Annotated in this window: 17 protein-coding genes; 9 read left to right on the top strand and 8 right to left on the bottom strand. The window is 42.4% G+C overall.

Annotated features, from left to right (window positions below; genetic code table 11):
• Position 1: 1 nt before the first annotated feature.
• The 4 genes from VB836_RS11595 (at position 2) to VB836_RS11580 (ending at position 5,191) form a co-directional block, all read left to right on the top strand.
• Positions 2 to 1,411 (top strand): cation:proton antiporter, encoded by a 1,410-nt coding sequence (locus tag VB836_RS11595; RefSeq protein ID WP_323219478.1) that lies wholly within the window; start codon positions 2 to 4, stop codon positions 1,409 to 1,411.
• A 760-nt stretch (positions 1,412 to 2,171) separates the two neighbouring features.
• Entirely contained in the window at positions 2,172 to 2,702 is a 531-nt protein-coding gene (gene ilvN, locus VB836_RS11590; RefSeq protein ID WP_323219477.1) for an acetolactate synthase small subunit, read from the top strand.
• A 240-nt stretch (positions 2,703 to 2,942) separates the two neighbouring features.
• Entirely contained in the window at positions 2,943 to 3,341 is a 399-nt protein-coding gene (locus tag VB836_RS11585; protein WP_323219476.1) for a response regulator, read from the top strand.
• Positions 3,342 to 3,490: 149 nt separating this feature from the next.
• Complete coding sequence (locus tag VB836_RS11580; RefSeq protein WP_323219475.1) at positions 3,491 to 5,191, top strand: ABC-F family ATP-binding cassette domain-containing protein; 1,701 nt, start codon at positions 3,491 to 3,493, stop codon at positions 5,189 to 5,191.
• 41 nt (positions 5,192 to 5,232) lie between these two features.
• Here the strand turns inward: VB836_RS11580 and VB836_RS11575 are convergent, their stop codons facing one another.
• Together VB836_RS11575 and VB836_RS11570 are read right to left on the bottom strand one after the other, a co-directional pair.
• Complete coding sequence (locus VB836_RS11575) at positions 5,233 to 5,772, bottom strand: hypothetical protein (protein WP_323219474.1); 540 nt, start codon at positions 5,770 to 5,772, stop codon at positions 5,233 to 5,235.
• A 312-nt stretch (positions 5,773 to 6,084) separates the two neighbouring features.
• The gene (locus VB836_RS11570; protein WP_323219473.1) at positions 6,085 to 7,191 is read right to left on the bottom strand and encodes a ParM/StbA family protein; all 1,107 of its coding nucleotides are present in this window, start codon (positions 7,189 to 7,191) and stop codon (positions 6,085 to 6,087) included.
• A gap of 464 nt (positions 7,192 to 7,655) precedes the next feature.
• Between VB836_RS11570 and ftsH2 the strand changes: the two genes are divergently transcribed.
• Positions 7,656 to 9,542 (top strand): ATP-dependent zinc metalloprotease FtsH2, encoded by a 1,887-nt coding sequence (ftsH2, locus tag VB836_RS11565; protein ID WP_046276773.1) that lies wholly within the window; start codon positions 7,656 to 7,658, stop codon positions 9,540 to 9,542.
• 175 nt (positions 9,543 to 9,717) lie between these two features.
• Positions 9,718 to 10,308, top strand: coding sequence for a YkgJ family cysteine cluster protein (locus VB836_RS11560; protein ID WP_323219472.1), 591 nt, complete (start codon positions 9,718 to 9,720; stop codon positions 10,306 to 10,308).
• Positions 10,309 to 10,415: 107 nt separating this feature from the next.
• On the opposite strand, the gene VB836_RS11555 is transcribed toward VB836_RS11560, so the two are convergent.
• The 4 genes from VB836_RS11555 to VB836_RS11540 form a co-directional block, all read right to left on the bottom strand.
• Positions 10,416 to 10,760, bottom strand: coding sequence for a hypothetical protein (locus VB836_RS11555; RefSeq protein WP_323219471.1), 345 nt, complete (start codon positions 10,758 to 10,760; stop codon positions 10,416 to 10,418).
• A 108-nt stretch (positions 10,761 to 10,868) separates the two neighbouring features.
• A complete protein-coding gene (locus tag VB836_RS11550) occupies positions 10,869 to 12,608 on the bottom strand; it encodes a 6-pyruvoyl-tetrahydropterin synthase-related protein (RefSeq protein WP_323219470.1) in 1,740 nt (579 codons plus the stop codon).
• Between the two features lie 66 nt (positions 12,609 to 12,674).
• A complete protein-coding gene (locus VB836_RS11545; RefSeq protein ID WP_323219469.1) occupies positions 12,675 to 13,379 on the bottom strand; it encodes a TVP38/TMEM64 family protein in 705 nt (234 codons plus the stop codon).
• A gap of 76 nt (positions 13,380 to 13,455) precedes the next feature.
• Positions 13,456 to 14,460, bottom strand: a complete 1,005-nt coding sequence (locus VB836_RS11540; protein ID WP_323219468.1) for a glycosyltransferase family 2 protein — start codon at positions 14,458 to 14,460, stop codon at positions 13,456 to 13,458.
• Positions 14,461 to 14,657: 197 nt separating this feature from the next.
• Between VB836_RS11540 and VB836_RS11535 the strand changes: the two genes are divergently transcribed.
• Positions 14,658 to 14,846 (top strand): DUF3479 domain-containing protein, encoded by a 189-nt coding sequence (locus VB836_RS11535; protein WP_323219467.1) that lies wholly within the window; start codon positions 14,658 to 14,660, stop codon positions 14,844 to 14,846.
• 140 nt (positions 14,847 to 14,986) lie between these two features.
• On the opposite strand, the gene VB836_RS11530 is transcribed toward VB836_RS11535, so the two are convergent.
• The gene (locus VB836_RS11530) at positions 14,987 to 15,844 is read right to left on the bottom strand and encodes an Rpn family recombination-promoting nuclease/putative transposase (protein ID WP_323219466.1); all 858 of its coding nucleotides are present in this window, start codon (positions 15,842 to 15,844) and stop codon (positions 14,987 to 14,989) included.
• Positions 15,845 to 15,886: 42 nt separating this feature from the next.
• On the opposite strand from VB836_RS11530, the gene VB836_RS11525 reads away from it, so the two are divergent.
• Positions 15,887 to 16,018, top strand: a complete 132-nt coding sequence (locus tag VB836_RS11525; protein ID WP_323219465.1) for a hypothetical protein — start codon at positions 15,887 to 15,889, stop codon at positions 16,016 to 16,018.
• Between the two features lie 134 nt (positions 16,019 to 16,152).
• Complete coding sequence (gene bchH / locus VB836_RS11520) at positions 16,153 to 19,809, top strand: magnesium chelatase subunit H (protein ID WP_323219464.1); 3,657 nt, start codon at positions 16,153 to 16,155, stop codon at positions 19,807 to 19,809.
• Between the two features lie 126 nt (positions 19,810 to 19,935).
• On the opposite strand, the gene VB836_RS11515 is transcribed toward bchH, so the two are convergent.
• Entirely contained in the window at positions 19,936 to 22,107 is a 2,172-nt protein-coding gene (locus VB836_RS11515) for a serine/threonine phosphatase (RefSeq protein WP_323219463.1), read from the bottom strand.
• Positions 22,108 to 22,292: the final 185 nt, after the last annotated feature.

Raw genomic sequence — 22,292 nt, 5'->3', positions numbered from 1 at the left:
AATGATTGATCTCGTTGCCGGGGTGAGTTTTTCCCCTCTGTTTTCAATTCCCTTATTTGATATTCTCCCCTTACTGGCAACTGCGACAGAAGAAGCATCTGCCGAACCCGAATCCGTCTGGATTTTGTGTGGGGTGTTGCTGAGTTTAGTTGCCATTTTCATGGCCAGTAAAATCGGCGGAGAATTTTTTAACTGGTTAGGATTTCCGCCTGTACTGGGTGAACTGGTTGGTGGTGTGGTGATCGGGGTGTCTGCCCTGCATTTAGTGGTGTTTCCTGAAAATGGGGATCACACTAGCTCCCTGATTATGACCATTTTGCAAGCGACAACGGCGTTAGACCCTCAAGCCGCTCAAGCCACCTATGAAGCGACTAGCGAAGTCCTTTCGGTTCTCGCTGAATTAGGGGTAATTATCTTATTGTTTGAAATTGGATTAGAGTCCGACGTCAGACAACTCCTCGAAGTCGGTATCCAGTCTTTATTCGTGGCGGTTGTCGGGGTGACAGTTCCGTTTGCTGCTGGAACCGCCGGCTTAATCCTGATTTTTCATACGCCCCCTATTGCAGCTATTTTTGCAGGTGCAGCTTTAACGGCGACTAGCATTGGCATCACCTCGCGGGTTTTAGCAGAAATTGGTCAACTTTCGTCTACCGAGGGTCAGATTATCCTGGGGGCTGCGGTGATGGATGATATTTTAGGAATTATCGTTCTAGCAGTTGTTGCCAGTTTAGCGAAAACCGGGGAAGTTGATGTTCTCAATGCGGTTTACCTGATTATTAGTGCAAGCGTTTTCCTGGTGGGCGCAATTCTCCTTGGTCGCTTTTTTAACAGCACTGTTGTTGCTCTGGCTAAACAGCTCAAAACTCGCGGTAGAGTGGTGATTCCGGCTTTAACGTTGGCGTTGATTCTAGCTTATATTGCGGCGGCGATTAACCTAGAAGCGATTTTAGGGGCGTTTGCGGCGGGTTTAGTTCTCGATGAGACTGATATTGAAGACCAACATTTAGAGAATCTGATTATACCGATTGCTGATGTGATCGTTCCAGTTTTCTTTGTGACGGTGGGAACGAAAACGGACTTGAGTGTGCTTAACCCCGCCATACCCGAAAACCGTGAAGGTTTAATTATTGCCTCTTTTCTGATTATAGTTGCCATGATTGGGAAGGTGGTTTCGGGTTGGAGTGTCTTTGGTTTACCTCAAGTTAACCGCTTGGCGATTGGTGTGGGAATGATTCCTCGAGGTGAAGTTGGACTGGTGTTTGCTGCTGTGGGTTCTGATAGTGGGGCGTTGTCACCGGCTTTAGATGTTGCCATTATTTTAATGGTGATTCTCACGACCTTTGTAGCTCCGCCTCTGTTGCGAGTGGTGATGAAAACGGAGGAAGTTCCCAAACCCGAGACTTCTGGCTAAACAAGATTCAGCAATGACTGGTGTTAGGGATTTGGGGTTGGGAGTTTGGGTCAGATGGTACTATTATCCCAATCCCTCATTCCTAATCCCTCAAAAAATGGGTCACTCATTTGGGGGGTTGATCAGATTGTGAGTCCGTCACCTCAATCTTTGTAAAACCCGCCCCTACACGCCAGGGCTGTTTCAAAATTAGATCTTGCATTTCAATGAGCGCATGATTGCCTTTTACCTAGCTTTTGCTAGAACTGTTAAATTCCTGAAAACTGGTGAAAGGTTTTCGATAAAATCGAGAGATGCAGATTGTTGATCAAGCTCAAGTTTTGAGGTGAGTTGATCTCGTCGAGCGCAGCCTAATTTGACATACTCCCCATTTCTAAAGAAAGGGGATTCTCCAAACACGAGCGGTTTTGGATTACTGATTCATTGACAACCCTTACAGCAAGCTGGTTTCCCAATCTGCCCCAGAGGGGTTCGTCTCCCCAGTCGTTCATCCCATTTCAGAGATAGTTTCGGTATGCCCTACCGTACTTGAGAAAAAAATGCTTGATTCTCTGTACTTGGTGCTTTAAGGTTTTATCTTGCCAAAGCATTCCTGGCAAGAACCCCATACCTTAAGTTTTCAAGGTTCATTGCATCGATTAGATGCTGGGTTTTTCAACTGGTTGAATACCCGGCCAGTAGAATTATTATAGCATTTTCCAAACCTAGTATCCCCATACCTAAAGGTAGGGGCGTGTGCAGCAATTTTTGGTAATTCAAGATGAAACATACTCTTTCTGTTTTAGTAGAAGATGAAGCGGGTGTTCTAACTCGCATTGCGGGTTTATTTGCACGTCGGGGTTTTAATATTGAAAGTCTGGCAGTCGGTCCTGCTGAACAAAGCGGGATCTCTCGAATTACAATGATCGTTTCGGGAGATGATCGGATTATCGAGCAGATTACCAAACAACTCTATAAACTGATTAATGTCCTCAAAGTCCAGGATATTACTGAAATTCCCTGTGTTGAACGGGAGTTGATGCTACTGAAGATTAACTGCAATGGCAGTGCCATGCGTTCAGAAATTATTGAACTCGCTCAAATTTTCCGAGCGCGAGTTGTTGATATTGGGGAAAACACTCTTACGGTGGAAGTCGCCGGAGATCCTGGAAAAATGGTTGCGATTATTCAAGTGCTGAGTCGCTTTGGGATTCGGGAAATTGCTCGGACTGGAAAGATTGCTCTGACTCGTGAGTCAGGTGTTAACACTGAGTTTCTCAAAACTCAGACAATGGAAACCAGTCGCCTGTGAATTTCTGTTGGGTTGACTCAATAATTCTCCAGCCTCGTTCTTTTCAGTTCGTTGTTAGAGCCAGGATTGTTCAGGTAGCAGATGCAGAGGGGACAGAAAATATATGATAGGTTAGAAGACAAAACAAAAATGAGTACAGGTTGCGCTTCTATGCTTTTCTTTGTAAGAAAGTTGAGCTTGACCTGTACCTGGAATCAGCCAGCAATTCAACGCTAAAGAGTGCGATCGCCAAATCTAGAGATGTCTAAATCTAAACTCAAGCTCATGGTGGTTGATGACGAGCAGGATAACCTCGATCTGATCTACAGAACATTTCGCCGTCAATTCCCGATTTTTCTTGCCGATAGTCCAGCCACCGCGATGAAAATTATAGATGCGGAAGGAGAAATGGCTATTATTATTTCGGATCAGAGTATGCCTGAAATGACTGGGATTGAATTTTTGAGCAAAATTAGCGATCGCTTCCCTAATACGATTCGGATTCTGCTGACGGGTTACTCTGAAGATGCTCTAGAAGATGACCCGGAAATTTTGAAGGCGGCTCAAATTTTTCAATGTGTCACTAAGCCCTGGGAAGCGGAAAATCTTAAAGCGATTGTTCAACAGGCGGCGGAAGTCTATCAAGCGAGTTTAGAGTGAACAATCACTGGTTACTGGTTACTGTTCACTGATAACTGTAATAAGGGGGTTAATTTTTGTTAAGATGGGTTTGATTGAAAAATGTATGATACCTAAATGCCGGGGTTACGTCCTCTGCATATTAACCTTGCTGTCTTGGACAATACCTGATGCTGCGACTCGAACATATCAGTAAAATTTACCCCACTGGGGTTATTCTCAAAGATGTCAACTGGGAAGTCAAACCTGGAGAGCGGATTGGGTTGGTGGGGGTCAACGGAGCAGGTAAGACGACCCAACTCAAAATTATTGCAGGTGAGACAGAACCCACTTCGGGACAGGTGATTCGTCCTGCTAGCTTGAATATTGCCTATCTGACTCAAGAATTTGAAGTAGATCCGACTCGCACGGTTCGTGAAGAATTTTGGACGGTATTTGTAGAAGCGAATAAAATTCAAGAATCCCTGGCTCATGTCCAACGAGACATGGAAACGGCTAGTCCCGATCAACTTGATTCTCTGATTACGAAACTTGATCGCCTACAACGCCAATTTGAAGGCATTCATGGCTATGCTTTAGAAGCGCAAATTGAGAAAATTTTACCCGAAATGGGGTTTGAATCGGAAGATGGCGATCGCCTCGTGAGCGCCTTTAGTGGCGGTTGGCAAATGCGAATGAGTTTAGGAAAAATCCTCCTTCAAAAGCCAGATTTGCTGCTCCTGGACGAACCGACAAACCATCTCGATTTACAAACCATTGAGTGGCTAGAAACCTATCTCAAAGGCTTAACAACGCCGATGGTGATTGTTTCCCATGACCGAGAATTTTTAGATCGTCTCTGTACTCAAATTGTCGAAACGGAACGGGGTGTTTCGACGGTTTATTTAGGAAACTATACTGCTTATATTGATCAGAAAGCTGAAGCACAAGCGGCACAACTGACGACCTACGAACGCCAACAAAAAGAACTTGAAAAACAACAGGCTTTTGTTGATCGATTTCGAGCCAGTGCCACAAGGAGTACGCAAGCGAAAAGCCGTGAAAAGCAACTGGAAAAAATAGAACGAATTGAAGCACCTACTGGGGCGTTAAGAACCTTAAAATTTCACTTTCCTCCGGCACCTCGAAGTGGTCAAAGTGTAGTTGAGATTAAAGATCTCGTCCATATGTATGATGATAAAATTCTATTTTTGGGAGCAGATTTATCTGTAGAACGAGGCGATCGCATTGCGTTTTTAGGGCCGAATGGTTGTGGAAAATCAACACTTCTGCGTCTAATTATGGGATTAGAACAGCCGAGTGAAGGTCAAGTTAGCTTAGGGAAACATAACGTTATTCCGGGTTATTTTGAACAAAATCAAGCGGAAGCTTTAGACTTAGATAAAACGGTTCTTGATACGATCCATGATGAAGTTCCCGACTGGAAAAACGAGGAAGTCAGAACGCTTTTGGGTCGTTTTTTATTTAGTGGAGAAACGGTTGCTAAGAAAGTCGGTGCTTTGAGCGGAGGAGAAAAAGCGCGATTAGCGTTAGCTAAAATGCTGCTACAACCCGTTAATTTGCTAATTTTAGATGAACCGACCAATCACCTAGATATCCCGGCTAAGGAGATGCTAGAGGAGGCTTTACAAAGCTATGACGGAACCGTGATTATTGTTTCACACGATCGTTATTTTATTTCTAAAGCTGCGAACAAAATTGTAGAAATTCGAGAGGGAGAGTTTCGCACTTATTTGGGCGATTATCACTACTATTTGGATAAAATAGAAGAAGAGAAAGAACAAGAACGTTTAGCTAAAATTGCCGCCGAAAAAGCCGCTAAAAAAGCCGAAAAAGCTTCTAAAAAGAAAGCCGGCAGTAAACGTCAGTAAGCTAAATTTCTCCCGAGTCAGTCAAGCAGTCCGATTCCGATCTAAAAGTCATCAATCAGTGAACTCAAACGCTGCAAAACCGGATCGGACTCTTGCTGAGGGGTAGGCTTTTCTTCGGGTTGGACAGGTTCCGCGACAGGTTGAATGGATGGAGGTTGAGGCGTTTGAGTAACAACAGCTTCAGGAGTCGGTGAACTCGGTTGTAAAGTAACAGCTACTTGTAACTGAGCAAGCTGTTGAGTCATTTGAGTTAATTGACGTTGAAGCTGTTCAAAACGAGTTTCTTCAGAAGCTAACATTTGATGTTCTAAATGAGAAAGCTGCTTCTGAAGTTGAGTAATTTGTTCTTCAAACTTTGGAGAACTGACAGGCATAGCTGGCATCGATGATAAGCTGGGTGGAGTAGCGGGGGACTCTGAGACAAACAGAAATTGCCAAAGGGCTTGCTTGCAGAGATTACTAAACGTCTGATATTTCGTCAGAGATAGCTCTTTTTCGATCGCTTCCCATAAAGCTTGATCGGCAGCATCTTCGGTTGTAAACGTAACGGACTGAGTGAGTTTTTTATTAGGCCGGAACATAATTCAAGTTAAAAGTTTCTGCCTGCAAGATTCCAAATCGGGGATGCAGATTTTTAGAGCGCACCCAGCTTAATTGACCACCGACAAGGACTTGTATCTAAATTCCCCTTTCTGATTGAAGTTTACAGCCACAAGCTGCAAGCAATCACGATCGAAGCCTTGACTCAAAGCCAATTGGTTTCAGTGTATCAGAATTCCGCCGAGACTTCAGTATTCAGCCCGCCCTGTTTGTCTGCTGTTTCCGGTTCATTTAGGCAAAGCCTAACACCGAACAACTAAGGGCTTGAGCCGGGGCGGGTTGAGTCGAGGAAGTTATCGCTTCACCAGTTGAGCTTCGCCGTAGACAAATTGACCTAAAGCATTCGCCTTGCGAGCGGGTTGAGCTAAATGCGCTCTAAGTTGAGCTTGTTTGAGTAGAGGTTGAAGATCTTCCCAGAAAAACTCGCCCCCGCCACCGGTCAAGACGACATCTGTAATTCGTTCCGGGAGCCATTTCACTAAACGAGAAGAGAGTTCTTGAGCGAATTTTTTGCGTAACTCGGGTACAATCTCATCTAAATTCGCAGGTTTAGCGGAGCCAAGAGGACGATAGAAGCGTTGACCTGCGGGACGATGAACGGCTTCTAACAGATATAAAGATTGACTGTCTGCTCCTTCAATTTTTGCTGCTACTTCTGCATAAAACTTGCTCATCGCAAACACTTCACTCTTGGAAACCCCACGAGCAAAGCGGAAACTGTCAACCGTCAAAAAGTCCGTTGTTTGGTGTCCTACATCAACAATAGCTACGGATAAATCGGCAAAATTGGGAGTTTCCTTGCTTTTTTGAGCCTCACACCAAATCAAGCTACCATAGCCTTCAGGCATCACCCGTACACTCTTAATCTCTATAGTGATTTGTTCGCCTCTAAACAGCAGAACATGGGGTCCGGTTAACAAACTGATAATCTGTTCTTTTTCTCGTTCAAACTGCTCTTGAGAGTAGAAAGGCAAACCCAAGACCACATCAACATCGCCTTTGATTTGAAAATATCCAGCACAAGCAAAAGTCTTGATCAGGGCATCATCGACTTTCGAGGGACTATCAGTTGTATCTCCACCAAACAAGTTAGCCCCAAAGTCAGCCGCCAGTTGACCGACTGCATAACCATCTCCGCGATACTCTAACCATAGATCCAACAACGGATCGGTATCTCGAGACTCAAACCCACCGCCTCGGGCTTTTTCAACGGTTAGTTGTGCGACATTAGAGGGAATGAATACCACTTCATTGGGGTTCCGACTGACACAAGCTTTGGTAGATGTCCGTCCCAAGTCAACACTGAGAATGGTTCTCCGATTGTTGGTCGTTGCTTGTCGGTTGACAATAGCATTGGGAGCGACTGCGGGCTGTCCGACTGGTTGTTTATTACTTTGCATTAGAACAAATTACCTCACGCAAACTCAAGATTATAATGCCCGATTTCTATACCATTTACACGCATAACATTTTCACATAGACGGAGAATCTGAAGTTCAACCGAATCGGACTGTTAAAAATTCAGGCTAGGGGCCTAGACCTACAAATCCAGTCAAACATCAGCAAGGGTGAAAATAGTAGAAGTAGATGAGTGGGCAATCAGCCCTGTTGCGTTTTCTCTGTCGAGCTTGTTGAGTACGTCGAACCCCAGGGTGTTATCTCAACCTTGATCACCAAGCCTCTGTCTTTTTGATCCTCTCCTCTCCCTTAGTGAGCCACTTTATCACGAGGAGAGATCTCTGTAGTTGATCGATCAGCGTGATTTACGTTAAATTTAATTAAGATTATGAATAATCCAGCCAGCAGTTCACCCGCACTGTGGTTTGACACAATAGGTTTAACAAGATCAGAGGCAACTTAATTTATGAAAACAACGTGGAGAACGATACTACTTTGGACATTACCAGCGTTAGTCATCGGGTTTTTCCTCTGGCAGGGAGCATTTAGCCCTGCTGCGACCGACATGAGTAACAACACAGCCAGCACTCGCATGAGTTATGGTCGTTTCCTAGACTACTTAGAAGCTGGTCGTGTCACTAGCGTTGACCTTTATGATGGAGGTCGAACCGCGATCGTCGAAGCCGTTGATCCCCAACTTGATAACCGTGTACAACGGTTGCGGGTGGACTTACCCAATAACACACCAGAATTAATCTCTCGCCTGCGAGATACCCAAATTAGCTTTGATACCCATCCTCCTCGCAATGATGGGGCAATTTGGGGATTACTCGGTAATCTCGTCTTCCCAATTTTACTAATTGCAGGCTTATTTTTCCTGTTCCGTCGTTCCAACAACGTTCCGGGTGGCCCCGGTCAAGCCATGAACTTTGGCAAGTCCAGAGCGCGGTTCCAGATGGAAGCCAAAACAGGAGTCCTGTTTGATGATGTTGCTGGAGTCGAAGAAGCCAAAGAAGAACTTCAAGAGGTTGTCACCTTCCTGAAAAAACCCGAACGCTTTACCGCAGTTGGCGCCCGCATTCCCAAAGGTGTGCTGTTAGTCGGCCCTCCTGGAACGGGTAAAACCCTCTTAGCTAAAGCGATCGCCGGAGAAGCCGGAGTTCCCTTCTTTAGCATCTCGGGTTCAGAATTTGTGGAAATGTTTGTCGGAGTCGGCGCTTCTCGGGTGCGTGACCTGTTTAAAAAAGCAAAAGAAACCGCTCCTTGTATTATCTTTATTGATGAAATTGATGCCGTTGGTCGTCAACGGGGTGCCGGAATTGGTGGAGGAAACGATGAACGCGAACAAACCCTCAACCAGTTACTCACCGAAATGGATGGCTTTGAAGGTAATACAGGTATTATCATCATCGCTGCAACCAACCGTCCTGACGTTCTCGACTCCGCTTTATTACGTCCTGGCCGTTTTGATCGTCAGGTAACAGTTGATGCTCCCGATATCAAAGGTCGTTTAGAAATTCTAGAAGTTCACGCTCGTAATAAAAAACTCAGCCCGGAAGTGTCCTTAGAGACGATCGCTCGTCGGACTCCTGGCTTTACGGGGGCTGATTTGGCGAACCTCCTCAACGAAGCTGCTATCTTAACCGCTCGTCGCCGTAAAGAAGCGATTACAATGCCAGAAATTGATGATGCGGTGGATCGGGTCGTTGCCGGGATGGAAGGCACTCCGTTAATTGATGGGAAGAGCAAGCGGTTAATTGCTTACCATGAAATCGGTCATGCAATTGTGGGTACTTTGGTCAAACATCATGATCCGGTTCAAAAAGTGACTCTGATTCCTCGGGGTCAAGCTCGCGGTTTAACCTGGTTTATGCCCGATGAAGAACAAGGTTTAATTTCACGAGCGCAAATTATGGCACGCATTACAGGCGCCTTGGGGGGTCGAGCCGCAGAAGAAGTCATTTTTGGGGATGCGGAAGTAACAACAGGCGCAGGCGGCGATTTACAACAGGTTGCAGGCATGGCGCGGCAGATGGTGACTCGTTACGGAATGTCGGATTTAGGGCCGTTGTCGCTAGAGTCTCAACAGGGCGAAGTTTTCTTAGGCCGTGATTTTGCCACCCGTACCGACTACTCTAATCGGATTGCGTCTCGCATTGATAGTCAAATTAAAGAGATTGCTGATCATTGCTACCAGCAAGCTTGTCAAATCATTCGGGAAAATCGTGTCGTGATTGATCGTTTGGTTGATTTATTGATTGAGAAAGAAACGATTGATGGGGATGAATTCCGCCAAATTGTTGCAGAGTACACAGAAGTTCCTGAAAAAGAACGTTTTACACCTGTGATGTAAATACTCTGATGTAACCAGTTATCGGTAACAGAAAACAGCTCTTATTAATAGTTGATAACTACTAGCTGTAAAAACTGATTACTGGTTACTGTTTTTCTCCATCTCGAACTTACATCTGCTGTAATAATAATTAATTTTATTCACCTTATTTCTCTTCAACCTCTGTAAAAATTTTATGAGTCTAGATATCGCCGCGCAGGTGATGGAGTCATACAGACAAATTGACCAAGATATAGAAACCTTTCAGACTGAAACTCAACTCCATTGTCCGACTGGATGCGGTTGGTGTTGTGAAAATCCGAATGTTGAAGCGACACCCTTAGAAATGTTACCTCTGGTGTTGGAATTGTTTCAACGGGGAGAGGTTGACCAGTGGCTTCTACAGGCGGAGGAGTCTGATTTTCAAGGGCAATGTATCTTTTACAAAACTGACCCGTTTGTGATGGGAAATGGTCGCTGTCAAGTTTATCTTTGGCGCCCTACAATTTGTCGATTATTTGGGTTTGCGACGGTAACATCCAAGTCAGGAGAGGTTCAGTTAGCCGCTTGTGTTCGTCATAAAGCAGCGATGCCTGATATTGTCGCACAAACTCAAGTTTTAATCAATCAAAAAACCGTTCATCCGCCCAATTTTGCTGATATTTCTCAACAAATAGCCAGTTTAGAACCCGGGTTTGGTCATCAGCGTTTACCCATTAATGAAGCGTTAAAAGTTGCGGTTCAGAAGGTCGGACTTTATCTGCAAATGTTCGGTCAAAACGAGTAATCAATCATGATTCTGTAGGGGCGGGTTCTAGACCATCTTTGACATTCATTACTGAATTCAAAAAACCCGCCCCATCCCCAAAACAGAGTTAATCAAGCGTCAGAGTATCAATTAGTCTCGGAAAATATTGAATTATTTAAAATTAATTTAATATCTCTAGAAATGGGTAAGTTATCAATCTCTTGACATAGGTTTGTCTTGCTTTCACCATTGATAACTCGTTGCTGATAAACGCCTAAAAGCAAAGCTTCTAAACCATACTTAGTCAGGGCATCAGAGGCGAGTCCAATAATTCCTAATAATACGATTCCGCCAATCATTCCACCCGGCCCTAACATGGCTAATGCAGCAGTAATAGCAGCAGTCCCAGTTAATCCGGTTATCGACATTGCTATCAATAAAACAACAGCAGGTAAACCAATTCCAGCTAATTTTCTAACAATTTCATCCATGACTCACGTTCCTTTGAGTAGGTCAGTTGATGTCTTTAGTCTAAACCTAGAAACTGTTTCGCCGCATCAGTGAAAACACTGAAATATTAATGTTATTCATTGAACTATTCAATTTAGAGGGGATTTTGTCTTGAAATTAAACAGGGAAAAGATAATAAAAGCCACAGCACTGGCAACACTCAAACCTGTACCCAAAACTAATGCTTTAGTCCACTGGCGATATTGCAATTCTATCTGATACGAACCCGGTTCCAGTTCAAATTGCATGGTACTATCCTCAGCAATATCAATTGGTCTTTCTTCTTGATTTACGGACAAATGCCAAGCGGGATAATGATAGGTTCTGATTCTAATTAAAGAAGGAGTTTCGGCTGCAACGGTGAATTTTCGAGAGTAACTTCCCCAATCATCTATGGTTACTTCTGCTTCTCCATTTTCAACGGAAACTTGAGGTTGATTGATGATCGGAACAGGGGGTGAACTTCCATCGGGTAATAGGGGGCGATATTCTCCAACATCGGTTAATTTGTCGGTAAAAGGATCGTTGATAATGGTTTGGAGGTATTCTAAATTAGGAATGACCCCACGTCCGGGATTTTGAGTCGTTGGAAGCGATCGCGATAAACGATAAGTGTATTTGAGATTCAAGATTAAAAGAACGATCAGTAAAGCTAAGGGGAAAATTTTAATCCATCCTCGTTTTTGCAATAGTCCATTCGCCGTTAATCCGAATAAGGCTGCTCCTCCAAAGCTATAGATCATAATTAATCGATAGGGAAACTGTACTTTTTGCAGCGTTGAACTGATTGCCCAAATGGGTGCAGATAATCGGCTCATTAAAAAGCCAATAACTCCAATAAAAGCAAACCAAAATAAAGCTTTACGGATGATTTTTGCTTGGCTTAAACAAAAGATTAAAAGCAGGCTAAAACCGATTAATATATTAACAGATTGATGCACAAAAGCATAATTGAGATCTTTAATTTCTCCAATGGGGAAAATGGGCAAGCTAGAACTGCCTAACATATTTTCATACCATCCCCCTTTTACATCTGTCATATAGTCAATATTGATGAGAGATTGTTCAAGAATGGCAGGAATTAAGTAGAAACAAACTAAACCAAATCCTATCCCCGCAGAAACCTGAGTAGCCAGAACGGATTTCCAGGGATGTTGAGGGAATAAAAATAAAGTATAGATAAACCAAATGATAGTATATAACAGTAAACTGGGTAGATGCGTCAAGGCTAGTGTTGCCCAAAAGAAAACTAAAGCAATTCTCCATTTAGGTTTAGTAATTGACTGATTGGTAAGATATAAACCCAGAGGAATGAGAGCAGTTGCAAAGGCGGTTGTTAAGCCTCCAAAACTTAAAATTCGAGCGACGGGAGGAGCGCTCATAAATGCTAAAGCACCGACTAAAGACGGGATTTTATCCCATTGACTGCGAGCAAAAATATAGAAATTTAAACCCGATAAAAAGATAGCTAAGGTGAATAATGCTGAGAAGGTTTGTTCTATATCTAATCCGATGAGTTTAAACACCGAACCAATATAATAAGCGAGGGGAGGATAAAATACAAAAGTTGGGCTACCATATCCATAGTTTGTTCCTGCTATCCATCGGGGATACAAAATTCCTTCGGCAATTTGTTGAGAAAAATGCTGAACCCAAGTTAAATGCCAAAATAAATCACCGAGTCCATTCACTCCATCTCGAATCATTCTTGAATTCAGAAAGAGTGCTATTAGTCCTAAAAATAAAATCGCTCCAAATTCAATAATTTTTGGGTGATTCAACCCTTGATTTTTTTTGAACAAGAATGAGAATTGATTGTAATTTGACATGATATCTGAATAAATATTTATGGGTGAAAAACAATATCTTGAACGGAAGATTCAGTTAAATAGATGTTAATCCTCATCGGATAAATGAACAGATTGCGATCGCTCTATTTCTTGTAAAATTTGAGGCGGAGGGCTGCGGCGTCTGCGATACCAAGTGGCTCCACCTACCAGCATTCCGGTTAAACTTAAAGCCCCAACTAAGGGTAACACATCCCCAGTTCTTAAGGCTTTTAATCCCGTACTTCCTAACATCACAAAGGGTAAAACACCGGGAATTGTTCCTAACATTGTACCGATGATATAATCTTTATAACTAACTGAAGTTAAACCCGCAGAAAAGTTAACTAAGCCATAGGGAATAATCGGTAATAAACGAATGGCAAACATATAAAAGAGTCCCCCCTGTTGCATTTCTGCATCCATCGCTTGCCATCGTCCCGTGAGTTTTTTAGCGACCCAATTTCGGCCAATTGTTCGCGTAAAGGTAAAGGCGATAATGGCAGCGATAATTGCTGCAATACTTGTCCAAACTGTTCCCAACCAGGGGCCAAAGATTGCGCCTCCTGTTAAGTTTAAAGCGGTTGAGGGGAGGATAAGAATTGTCGCTAATGTATAAACGATAATATAAATAACTGGCGCCCAAATGCCAGCTTTTTGTAACCATATTTGTATTTTTTCGGGGTCTAGTCCTCCCAATAGATAAACGGCGATAGCTGTTGCAAAGATACAGATTAGAGTCAGGAAAATGATTCCTTTTTTAAATTTAAACATTCATTTTCATCCTTTATTATGGGCTGAAAAATTTTTTATTGAGTGATTGAAATGGCTGACAACTTGCGAGTTTAATTTATTGATATTTGACGGGTTTTGACTCGATTTCTGAAGATAAATTTTGTTGGGAAACTGTATCAAATCCATAACAATCTCGCACAAGATACAGAGGGCGTCTTTTGACTTCATCGTGAACACGACTGAGGTATTCTCCAATAATTCCTAATGTTAAAAGTTGAATTCCGCCTAAAAATAAGATAGCCACCATCAAAGAAGCATAACCCGGAACATCAATCCCTAAAATTAAAGTTCTAATAATCAGAAATGATCCGTAGACAAAAGCCAGTAAAGAGATGAATAAGCCTAAGTAACTCCAAACTCTCAAAGGCATTGAACTAAAGGATGTAATTCCTTCAATGGCTAAATTCCACAGTTTCCAATAGTTCCATTTTGTTGTTCCTTGAAAACGGGGAGGGCGATCATATTCTATGAAGGTTTGTTGAAAGCCCACCCAAGCAAATAAACCTTTCATAAACCGATGAGTTTCTGGGAGTTGTTTTAAGGCGTCTACCACTCGTCGATCCATTAATCTAAAATCTCCAGTATCCCGAGGAATTGCAACTGATGTCATCTTTTCAATCACTCGGTAAAAGGCATTTGCTGTTAGTTTTTTCAGCCAACTTTCACCTTGACGCGATCGCCGTTTACAATAAACCACATCATAACCTTCCCGCCATTTTTTGATTAATTCTCCGATTAATTCCGGGGGATCTTGTAAGTCTGCATCAATGGGAACAATAGCCTGTCCCGTCGCATATTCAATTCCGGCTGTTAGGGCAATTTCTTTGCCAAAATTTCGGGAAAAATTGACAACTTTAATATTAGGGTTTCGATGATGATGTTCAACTAAACCCTTGAGTGTTTGATCTCGACTCCCATCATTGACACAGACAATTTCATAGGTTAGATCTAGGGGTTCAAGGACGGTCACTAATCGTTCAAAAAGAGAGTCTAGATTAGGTTCCTCATTATAACAAGGAACAACAACAGAAAGCACAACAGAATGGGGTTCTGGAAACATATTGATCTCTCTGCGAAAATTCCAGGTAATTGTCGCGGTCTATTGATACTCTTGAATCACAATTTTAACAGTAGATGCTTCAGCGATACAACGCAAAATTCGTAGAATAGATGGGGAAGCTTCATTCAATCTGAACTGTTCTCAGTATACAATTAAAATTCCGAGGGAAACATAAAGAATTTTTGCAGGTTAGAGCGATGAAACGGATTGTATTAATTGCTGGGTTTGAATCTTTTAACGCTGATTTGTACCGTCAGGCGGCTCATTTAGCCTCTGAGCGCTGTCAGGATTTAGAAATTGACGTTTTTAGCGATCGCGCCCTCAACAGCGAACCAGACACAGTAGACGCGGCGTTACATACGACAAGCAAACCCCGAAGCATTTAGGAATATTGTCTGTCGAATGTTATAAGCCAATGGTCGAGGTTTATGGGAAAAAACGCAGAAAAGTTAGAAAAATTACGGCAGTTGGATGAGTCAGCCGAAGCCGATATCGAAGGTGTCAAAATTGAGTAAAACTATCTCATTTAGCTGGCATTTTCTGAGGGAAACTCTTCAAGAAAAGTGACGACTTCCGCAATCTCAGTAAAATCTAATAATTCCTCACCCAAAGCATCTAACTGAGGTAAAGATAGACTGCGAATACGTTGTATAACTTCTGGAGAAAGTTCACCAAAGCGACGAGTTAATAAACGAATAATTAAACTCGCTTCTCCTTCTCCTCGCCCTTGTTGAACTCCTTGACGAACTCCTTGTTGCAGAATGTCTTGATAAATCACAGACTCTCGCATAATATCCTCCCGGAGTAATTGTTTAATCAGCGTTTTGTCATATCTTAAACCCGCAATAATTTGAACTGCGGCTAAGACATTTCGACGCTGTTCTATTGCTTCAATTTTAGCCACTTCTGCCGCCACTTGGGTTAACAACGTTTCTGGGGAATTGGTTTCTGCTAGGGGGGCTAAGGGTAACAACGCCCTATCATTGAGAAAAATAGCGGGGTTTTGTTCCCACATCCGAATAACTCGATAACGATGTCGGGTGGTTTCTGTGACAAATTCTTCGGTAAAAACCACTTCAGAAGTTGTGGCTTGCAGAAAGATAATAAACTGTTGAATGGGACGGCGATATTTGCGGTAAAGCCTCACCCAATAGTCCAACATCCGCAACGGTAAAGGCGGTTCAGAAGTGGGTTGAGTTTGAAATTCTAGATGCAAAATTTGCTCGGATGTTTGTAAAAATGTGATAGCATCTGCACTAATCGGTTCAAGACTCAGTTCAGTTTTAAGAACTTGAATCGTTCCGGGGTTCGTTCCCAGTAACCACTGAGCAAAAGTAGCCGGAGATTCTTCTGCAAGCCGTTTACAAAGGTTATCGTAAGCCAATGTTAGCCGATAAAATATTATGGTTTAATTGTACAATATTTTGTGACTCGCGATCGCGGCTATTATTATCCACCAATAAATACTCAACCTGTGCTTGGGGATAAGTTTGCGATCGCAGACATTGAATTAAATCAGGTAAGTGCTGATGAAGAAACCATTTTTGTTATCCGCTAAACTAGAGGAGAGATATAATCTATCCGGGATCTATTATCAAGGACAACAGTATAGATTCCGAAAATTAGTCTAATGTTGCCAAAAAACATTTATCATTAAAATATCAATCTGAACAGAGTGAGCAACTTGGGGCTATGAAACGGATTGTATTAATTGCTGGGTTTGAATCTTTTAACGCTGATTTGTACCGTCAGGCGGCTCATTTAGCCTCTGAGCGCTGTCAAGAGTTAAAAATTGACATTTTTAGCGATCGCGCCCTCAACAGCGAACCAGACACAGTAGAGGCGGCCCTGCAACAGGCGGATGTGTTTTTTGCGAGTTTATTATTTGATTATGACCAAGTATTATGGTTGCGGGAACGAGTGCAAAATATTCCCATTCGTTTAGTCTTTGAATCAGCCTTAGAATTGATGAGTTTAACTCAAATTGGGGCGTTTAAAATCGGTGATAAACCGAAAGGAATGCCGAAACCTGTGCAGTTTATTCTCAGTAAATTTTCCAGTGGGCGAGAAGAAGATAAACTCGCCGGATATATTAGCTTTCTGAAAACAGGGCCGAAACTGTTAAAATTTGTTCCGGTTAAAAAAGTTCAAGACCTCCGCAATTGGTTAATTATTTACGGCTATTGGAATGCAGGCGGAACAGAAAATGTTGCGGCGATGTTTTGGACAATTGCCGAAAACTATTTAGCTTTAAAAATTGGAGAAATTCCGCCTCCAATTGAAACGCCTAATATGGGTTTACTTCATCCAGACTATCAAGGTTATTTTGAATCTCCCAAACAATATTTAGACTGGTATCAACAAAAAACGAGTCCAAATTCTGGGGTTGTCGGAATTTTACTGTATCGTAAACACGTTATTACCAAACAACCCTATATCCCCCAGTTAATTCGTTATTTTGAACAAGCAGGATTAATCCCTTTACCCATATTTATTAACGGCGTTGAAGGTCATGTCGCAGTTAGAGATTGGATGACAACTGCCTATGAAACCCAACAACGTCAACAGGGTAATATTGAAACATTATCGCTGTCAAAAGAAGCCGTTGAAGTCGATGCCATTGTCTCTACGATTGGCTTTCCATTAGTTGGTGGCCCCGCAGGTTCAATGGAAGCAGGAAGACAGGTTGATATTGCTAAAAAAATCCTCATCGCTAAGAATATTCCCTATTTAATAGCAGCCCCTTTACTCATTCAAGATATTTATTCTTGGACTCGTCAAGGAATTGGCGGTTTACAAAGTGTTGTTCTTTATGCTTTACCCGAACTTGATGGGGCAATTGATACGGTTCCTTTGGGGGGTTTAGTCGGAGAAAATATCTATATTATTCCTGAACGAGTTAAACGGTTAACCGGACGAGTAAAAAACTGGATTAACTTAAGAAAAAAACCTACTTCTGAACGTAAAATAGCAATTATTTTGTATGGTTTTCCTCCTGGTTATGGGGCGACGGGGACGGCAGCATTATTAAACGTTCCCCGCAGTTTGATTAAGTTTTTAAAGGCATTAAAAGAACAGGGTTATACCGTTGGTGAAATTCCTGAAGATGGGGAAGAATTAATTAAAAAAGTTAAAGAAGCCGACGAAGATATTACCGGAATTTTAGCTAAACAGAACGGAAAAAAGAGAAATATTGTTAATCTCAAAACTTTAGATAAATGGTTGGGCTATTTATTCACAACTCGCGTCGAAAAACAATGGCAATCTTTAACCGGGACAGGCATTAAAACCGATGGCGAAGATTTCCATCTTGGCGGTGTTCAACTCGGTAATATTTGGATAGGAGTTCAGCCGCCTTTAGGCATTTCCGGCGACCCCATGCGGTTAATGTTTGAACGAGATTTAACGCCTCATCCTCAATATGTTGCCTATTATAAATGGCTGCAAAATGAATTTAAAGCTGATGCTATTGTTCACTTTGGAATGCACGGGACTGTTGAATGGTTGCCCGGTTCTCCGTTAGGAAATACAGGCTATTCTTGGTCAGATATTTTACTGGGAAATCTGCCAAATCTGTATATTTACGCTGCTAATAATCCCTCAGAATCGATCTTAGCAAAACGTCGGGGTTATGGGGTTTTAATCTCTCATAATGTTCCCCCCTACAGTCGGGCTGGACTCTATAAAGAATTGGTTTCACTGCGAGATTTAATTGCAGAATATCGAGAAGACCCGCAGAAAAATTCAGCGTTACAAGAAGCAATTTCTAAAAAAATTGTCGATACAGGTTTAGAGGTTGATTGTCCGTTTGTAGATGCGAAAAAATTGGGAATTGAGTTTAGCCCTGAAACAGCCAGAATGTTTAGTGTTGAGTCTTTATCCCGCTATTTTATCAACGTTTATGAATACTTACAAATTGTTGAACAACGTTTGTTTTCATCGGGCTTACATACACTCGGAGAAGCCCCTACAGAAGAAGCGTTAGACTCCTATCTTCAGGCTTATTTTGAGGGAAAAGTTCTCGAAAAAAATGACCTAAAAGCCCAAATTCTTCGAGATTTATTACTGCAAACGACCGATGAATTAACGAATTTATTACGGGGTTTAAATGGGGAATATATTCCACCCGCCCCCGGAGGAGATTTGTTAAGAGATGGGCCGGGAGTATTGCCAACAGGTCGCAATATTCATGCGTTAGACCCTTACAGAATGCCCTCTCCGGCAGCTTATGAACGAGGTCGAGAAATTGCTAATAAAATTATCAATCAACACTTACAAGAAAATCACAAATATCCCGAAACCGTTGCCGTGATGTTGTGGGGTTTAGATGCCATTAAAACACGCGGAGAATCAATTGGTATTTTGTTAGAATTAGTAGGGGCTGAACCGCTTAAAGAAGGCACAGGTCGAATTGTGCGCTATGAACTCAAACCGTTAACAGCAATTAACCATCCGCGTATTGATGTGTTAGGAAATCTTTCAGGAATTTTCCGCGATAGTTTTGTGAATATTATTGAGTTAATTGATGATTTATTTCAACGGGCGGCTGATGCAGATGAACCCCCAGAAAAAAACTATATTAGAAAACACGCTTTAGAATTAAAATCTCAAGGCGTTGAAAACCCCTCTGCCCGTCTTTTTTCTAATCCTGCGGGGGATTTTGGGTCGTTGGTAAATGACCGAGTTGTTGATGGAAATTGGGAGTCTGGAGATGAACTCGCCCAAACTTGGGAAGGACGAAATGTGTTTAGTTATGGACGCAAAGATAAGGGTCAAGCCAGACGAGAAGTGATGACGCAATTATTGAAAACCACTGAAAGAATTGTTCAGGAAATTGATTCTGTAGAATACGGTTTAACGGATATTCAAGAATATTATGCCAATACGGGCGGTTTGAAACGGGCAGCCGAAAAACAACAAGGTAAAAAAGTGAATGCTAGCTTTGTGGAAAGCTTTTCAAAAGATACCACACCCCGCAATTTAGAAGACCTACTTCGCATGGAATATCGCACTAAATTGTTAAATCCCAAATGGGCAGAATCCATGTCAAATCAAGGCAGTGGCGGCGCTTATGAAATCTCTCAACGCATGACAGCTTTAATCGGTTGGGGGGGAACTGCGAATTTTAAAGATAATTGGGTTTATGACCAAGCAGCAGAAACCTATGCTTTTGATGAACAAATGGCGCAAAAATTACAACAAGCAAATCCCGAAGCTTTTCGTAATATTGTTAGCCGAATGTTAGAAGCCAATGGTCGGGGTTTATGGGAAACTGACGCGGAAAAATTACAAAAATTACGGCAGTTGTATGAGTCAGCCGAAGCCGATATCGAAGGAGTCAAGATCTAAAAAATCGCTTTCTTTGAGAAACCCGGTTTTTGGAAAATATCTATAGCGCTTCGCGCTGGCTTGTTTACAAGGGTCAAGCCTTGAATCTTACCACCAAGACACAAAGACACAAAGAAGTTGTAAACATTAATCGGCATTTGACTTGGGCTTTTCTAAAACTAACAACCGAATTACAATGATGGTAATATTATCGTGACCGTTATGTTCATTAGCAAGCTGGATTAATTGATGAACTGCAACGTTGAGATCCATTTGCGGATCAAGCAACGGATCAATATGAGTCCCGTGATAAATTTCGAGTAAATCATTATCCGTTAAACCATCAGATGCCAAAATCAAAACAGTATCTTCTTCTATCTTCAAAAACTGAATATCTGGCTTGACAAAATTGTGATCGCGTGGACCTAAAGCTTGGGTTAATTGATAAGCATCTGGACGAGTGTAAGCCACTTCAGGAGTCACTCCCCGGAGAATTTCACGCTGTCCGACTTCGTGATCAACTGTAACCTGTTTAATCCCTTGTGAACGAGTCAAACGATACAGACGACTATCCCCGACATGAGCGATCGCTACTTGATGATCGACAACAATTGCCATCACAAGGGTTGTTCCCATGCGTCCGATGCCCGAACGAACCGCTTGCTGATTGATCTCATAAATGGTACTATTGGCTTGTACAATCGCGTCGTCAATCATTTCTCGACTGGGCAGTTCTCCCGTCCATTGCGATTGAAAATATTGCTTGAGCGTGTCAACCGCTAACTGACTCGCCACTTCACCGCCTGCGTGTCCTCCCATTCCATCACAGAGAATATATAATCCCTTCGCTTCTAAAATCCGTCCTTGAGGCGTTTGTTGTTCGTGTATGATCGTTTGTACCCCAAAGGAATCTTCATTACGCTGACGTTTGCGACCAATATCTGTTGCGCCCACCGCCTGTAAGTGAAATAATTGGTTAATGTCGGGAACAGTAGGTGCTGAATTCGCTTCAAGAATCCCTAAATCAGTATCGTCCTCCTGATCAAGCTGAATACGGGTTGGGCTAGAAATGGGTAAAGATTCCGGTTCAGTTGACGAGGAATAGTATTCTTCGCGAACCTCTCTTAACTGATCTTGCAGTTGGGCGATCGTTTCAATTTTACATTCACACAAATCCCGCATCAATTGCGTCAGAGAACCAAACAAAGTGCGTTGAGATTTTTCAACTAACGCTTTCCAAACCTCACCTAAATCGAACAAAGAAAGGGTAGAATTTTCAGATTCAGCATATAATTGTTGTAGGCAAATCGAATGAGGAAAACTTGGAGAAACTCGCAAATTCGTCAACTCCTGTAAACTTTGACGCATCTGAAAATTTTCTAGAATTTCCCATAAATCCGCCATTTGTTCTAGCCAATCCAAAATTTGCTGAGGTGAAGTTTGTTGATCGCTAAATTGCTCGAGTAGAGTTGGAAACCGAGAAAAATCTTTCAAGAGAACCACCGTATATTGATCAGATTTCCAAGCATCTTGCAGTCGGGGAAAATGTTCTTGAAACTGAGTGGCGAGTGTAAAATAAGCTTGAGCGGCAGCAATCACAAAAATATCCATCTTCTCGGGTGACGATAGCAGAGCAGGTGCTGCTTGTAGGGGAGACATCTGAAGAGGCTGAGTATCCAGAACTTGCACTGTAACCATTTTACCCGGTTGTAGCGTCGCTGATTCAATCAGTTGATATCGCTGATTTTCATCTAAATACATTCCCTTCTCTAAGCTGAGATCAGCAGAACTTTCCGACTCCAACTCAGAGGAATCATCACCCGTAGAACTTTGAAGAGCATCACTCGGGGGAATTTCACTCGCATCGAAAACGGCGGAAACCCACATTCGTTGATCAGAAGTCTCCGAAGCCACCGAATCAACTGACTCCTGATGATTTTCACCATCCGCCGAAATCTGATCAGGAGTCAGTTCAAGTTCCAATTCTACCGGAGTTGTTCCTGGAATGATATCTATTTCTGTTTGAGTTTCTTCGGGAATTTGACTAATCGCTCCCCGCAATCTATCAATTTCTTCTGATGATGCAGAGTTTTCAGCAATATCAGAAATACTATCATCCTGACTCGCCACTAGAGAACTGGAAATTATCGCCAACCAAACTGTCCCAGTTCGTGTTCCACAATGAGGACAATCAAGATCGTTGATTGCTACCGTCAAACCACATTCACCACAAGATTTCTGCGTTAAAGAATAGCCGCATTTCTGACAAAATTTATGATGATTGGGATTTTCAAACTGACATTGCGGACAGATCAGCATAAGTCGATTCCCTAGAGCGAGAACATCGATAGAGGTGTGTGGGCTTACAGACTTCCATTGTGACTTCTCCCAACACCAAAACTTCGTTTATGGTACGGACATTGCTTAACCTCACAGTTAAGAGTTCCTGCGTTGCACTTACCTAGTTTCCCCCGGTAGTACGCAGTCAGCAGGCGGTTTTCTTT

The organism is Limnoraphis robusta BA-68 BA1 (assembly GCF_034932365.1).
GTDB lineage: Bacteria > Cyanobacteriota > Cyanobacteriia > Cyanobacteriales > Microcoleaceae > Capilliphycus > Capilliphycus robustus.
The sequence above is the reverse complement of the archived record's forward strand: the minus strand, read 5'-3'. Positions and strand labels throughout refer to the sequence as shown.

Excerpts from the sequence above, each read along its gene's own strand:
- VB836_RS11595 (WP_323219478.1), top strand. The coding sequence starts at position 2 with ATGATTGATCTCGTTGCCGGGGTGAGTTTTTCCCCTCTGTTTTCAATT.
- ilvN (WP_323219477.1), top strand. The coding sequence starts at position 2,172 with ATGAAACATACTCTTTCTGTTTTAGTAGAAGATGAAGCGGGTGTTCTA.
- VB836_RS11585 (WP_323219476.1), top strand. The coding sequence starts at position 2,943 with ATGTCTAAATCTAAACTCAAGCTCATGGTGGTTGATGACGAGCAGGAT.
- VB836_RS11580 (WP_323219475.1), top strand. The coding sequence starts at position 3,491 with ATGCTGCGACTCGAACATATCAGTAAAATTTACCCCACTGGGGTTATT.
- VB836_RS11575 (WP_323219474.1), bottom strand. The coding sequence starts at position 5,772 with ATGTTCCGGCCTAATAAAAAACTCACTCAGTCCGTTACGTTTACAACC.
- VB836_RS11570 (WP_323219473.1), bottom strand. The coding sequence starts at position 7,191 with ATGCAAAGTAATAAACAACCAGTCGGACAGCCCGCAGTCGCTCCCAAT.
- ftsH2 (WP_046276773.1), top strand. The coding sequence starts at position 7,656 with ATGAAAACAACGTGGAGAACGATACTACTTTGGACATTACCAGCGTTA.
- VB836_RS11560 (WP_323219472.1), top strand. The coding sequence starts at position 9,718 with ATGAGTCTAGATATCGCCGCGCAGGTGATGGAGTCATACAGACAAATT.
- VB836_RS11555 (WP_323219471.1), bottom strand. The coding sequence starts at position 10,760 with ATGGATGAAATTGTTAGAAAATTAGCTGGAATTGGTTTACCTGCTGTT.
- VB836_RS11550 (WP_323219470.1), bottom strand. The coding sequence starts at position 12,608 with ATGTCAAATTACAATCAATTCTCATTCTTGTTCAAAAAAAATCAAGGG.
- VB836_RS11545 (WP_323219469.1), bottom strand. The coding sequence starts at position 13,379 with ATGTTTAAATTTAAAAAAGGAATCATTTTCCTGACTCTAATCTGTATC.
- VB836_RS11540 (WP_323219468.1), bottom strand. The coding sequence starts at position 14,460 with ATGTTTCCAGAACCCCATTCTGTTGTGCTTTCTGTTGTTGTTCCTTGT.
- VB836_RS11535 (WP_323219467.1), top strand. The coding sequence starts at position 14,658 with ATGAAACGGATTGTATTAATTGCTGGGTTTGAATCTTTTAACGCTGAT.
- bchH (WP_323219464.1), top strand. The coding sequence starts at position 16,153 with ATGAAACGGATTGTATTAATTGCTGGGTTTGAATCTTTTAACGCTGAT.
- VB836_RS11515 (WP_323219463.1), bottom strand. The coding sequence starts at position 22,107 with ATGCTGATCTGTCCGCAATGTCAGTTTGAAAATCCCAATCATCATAAA.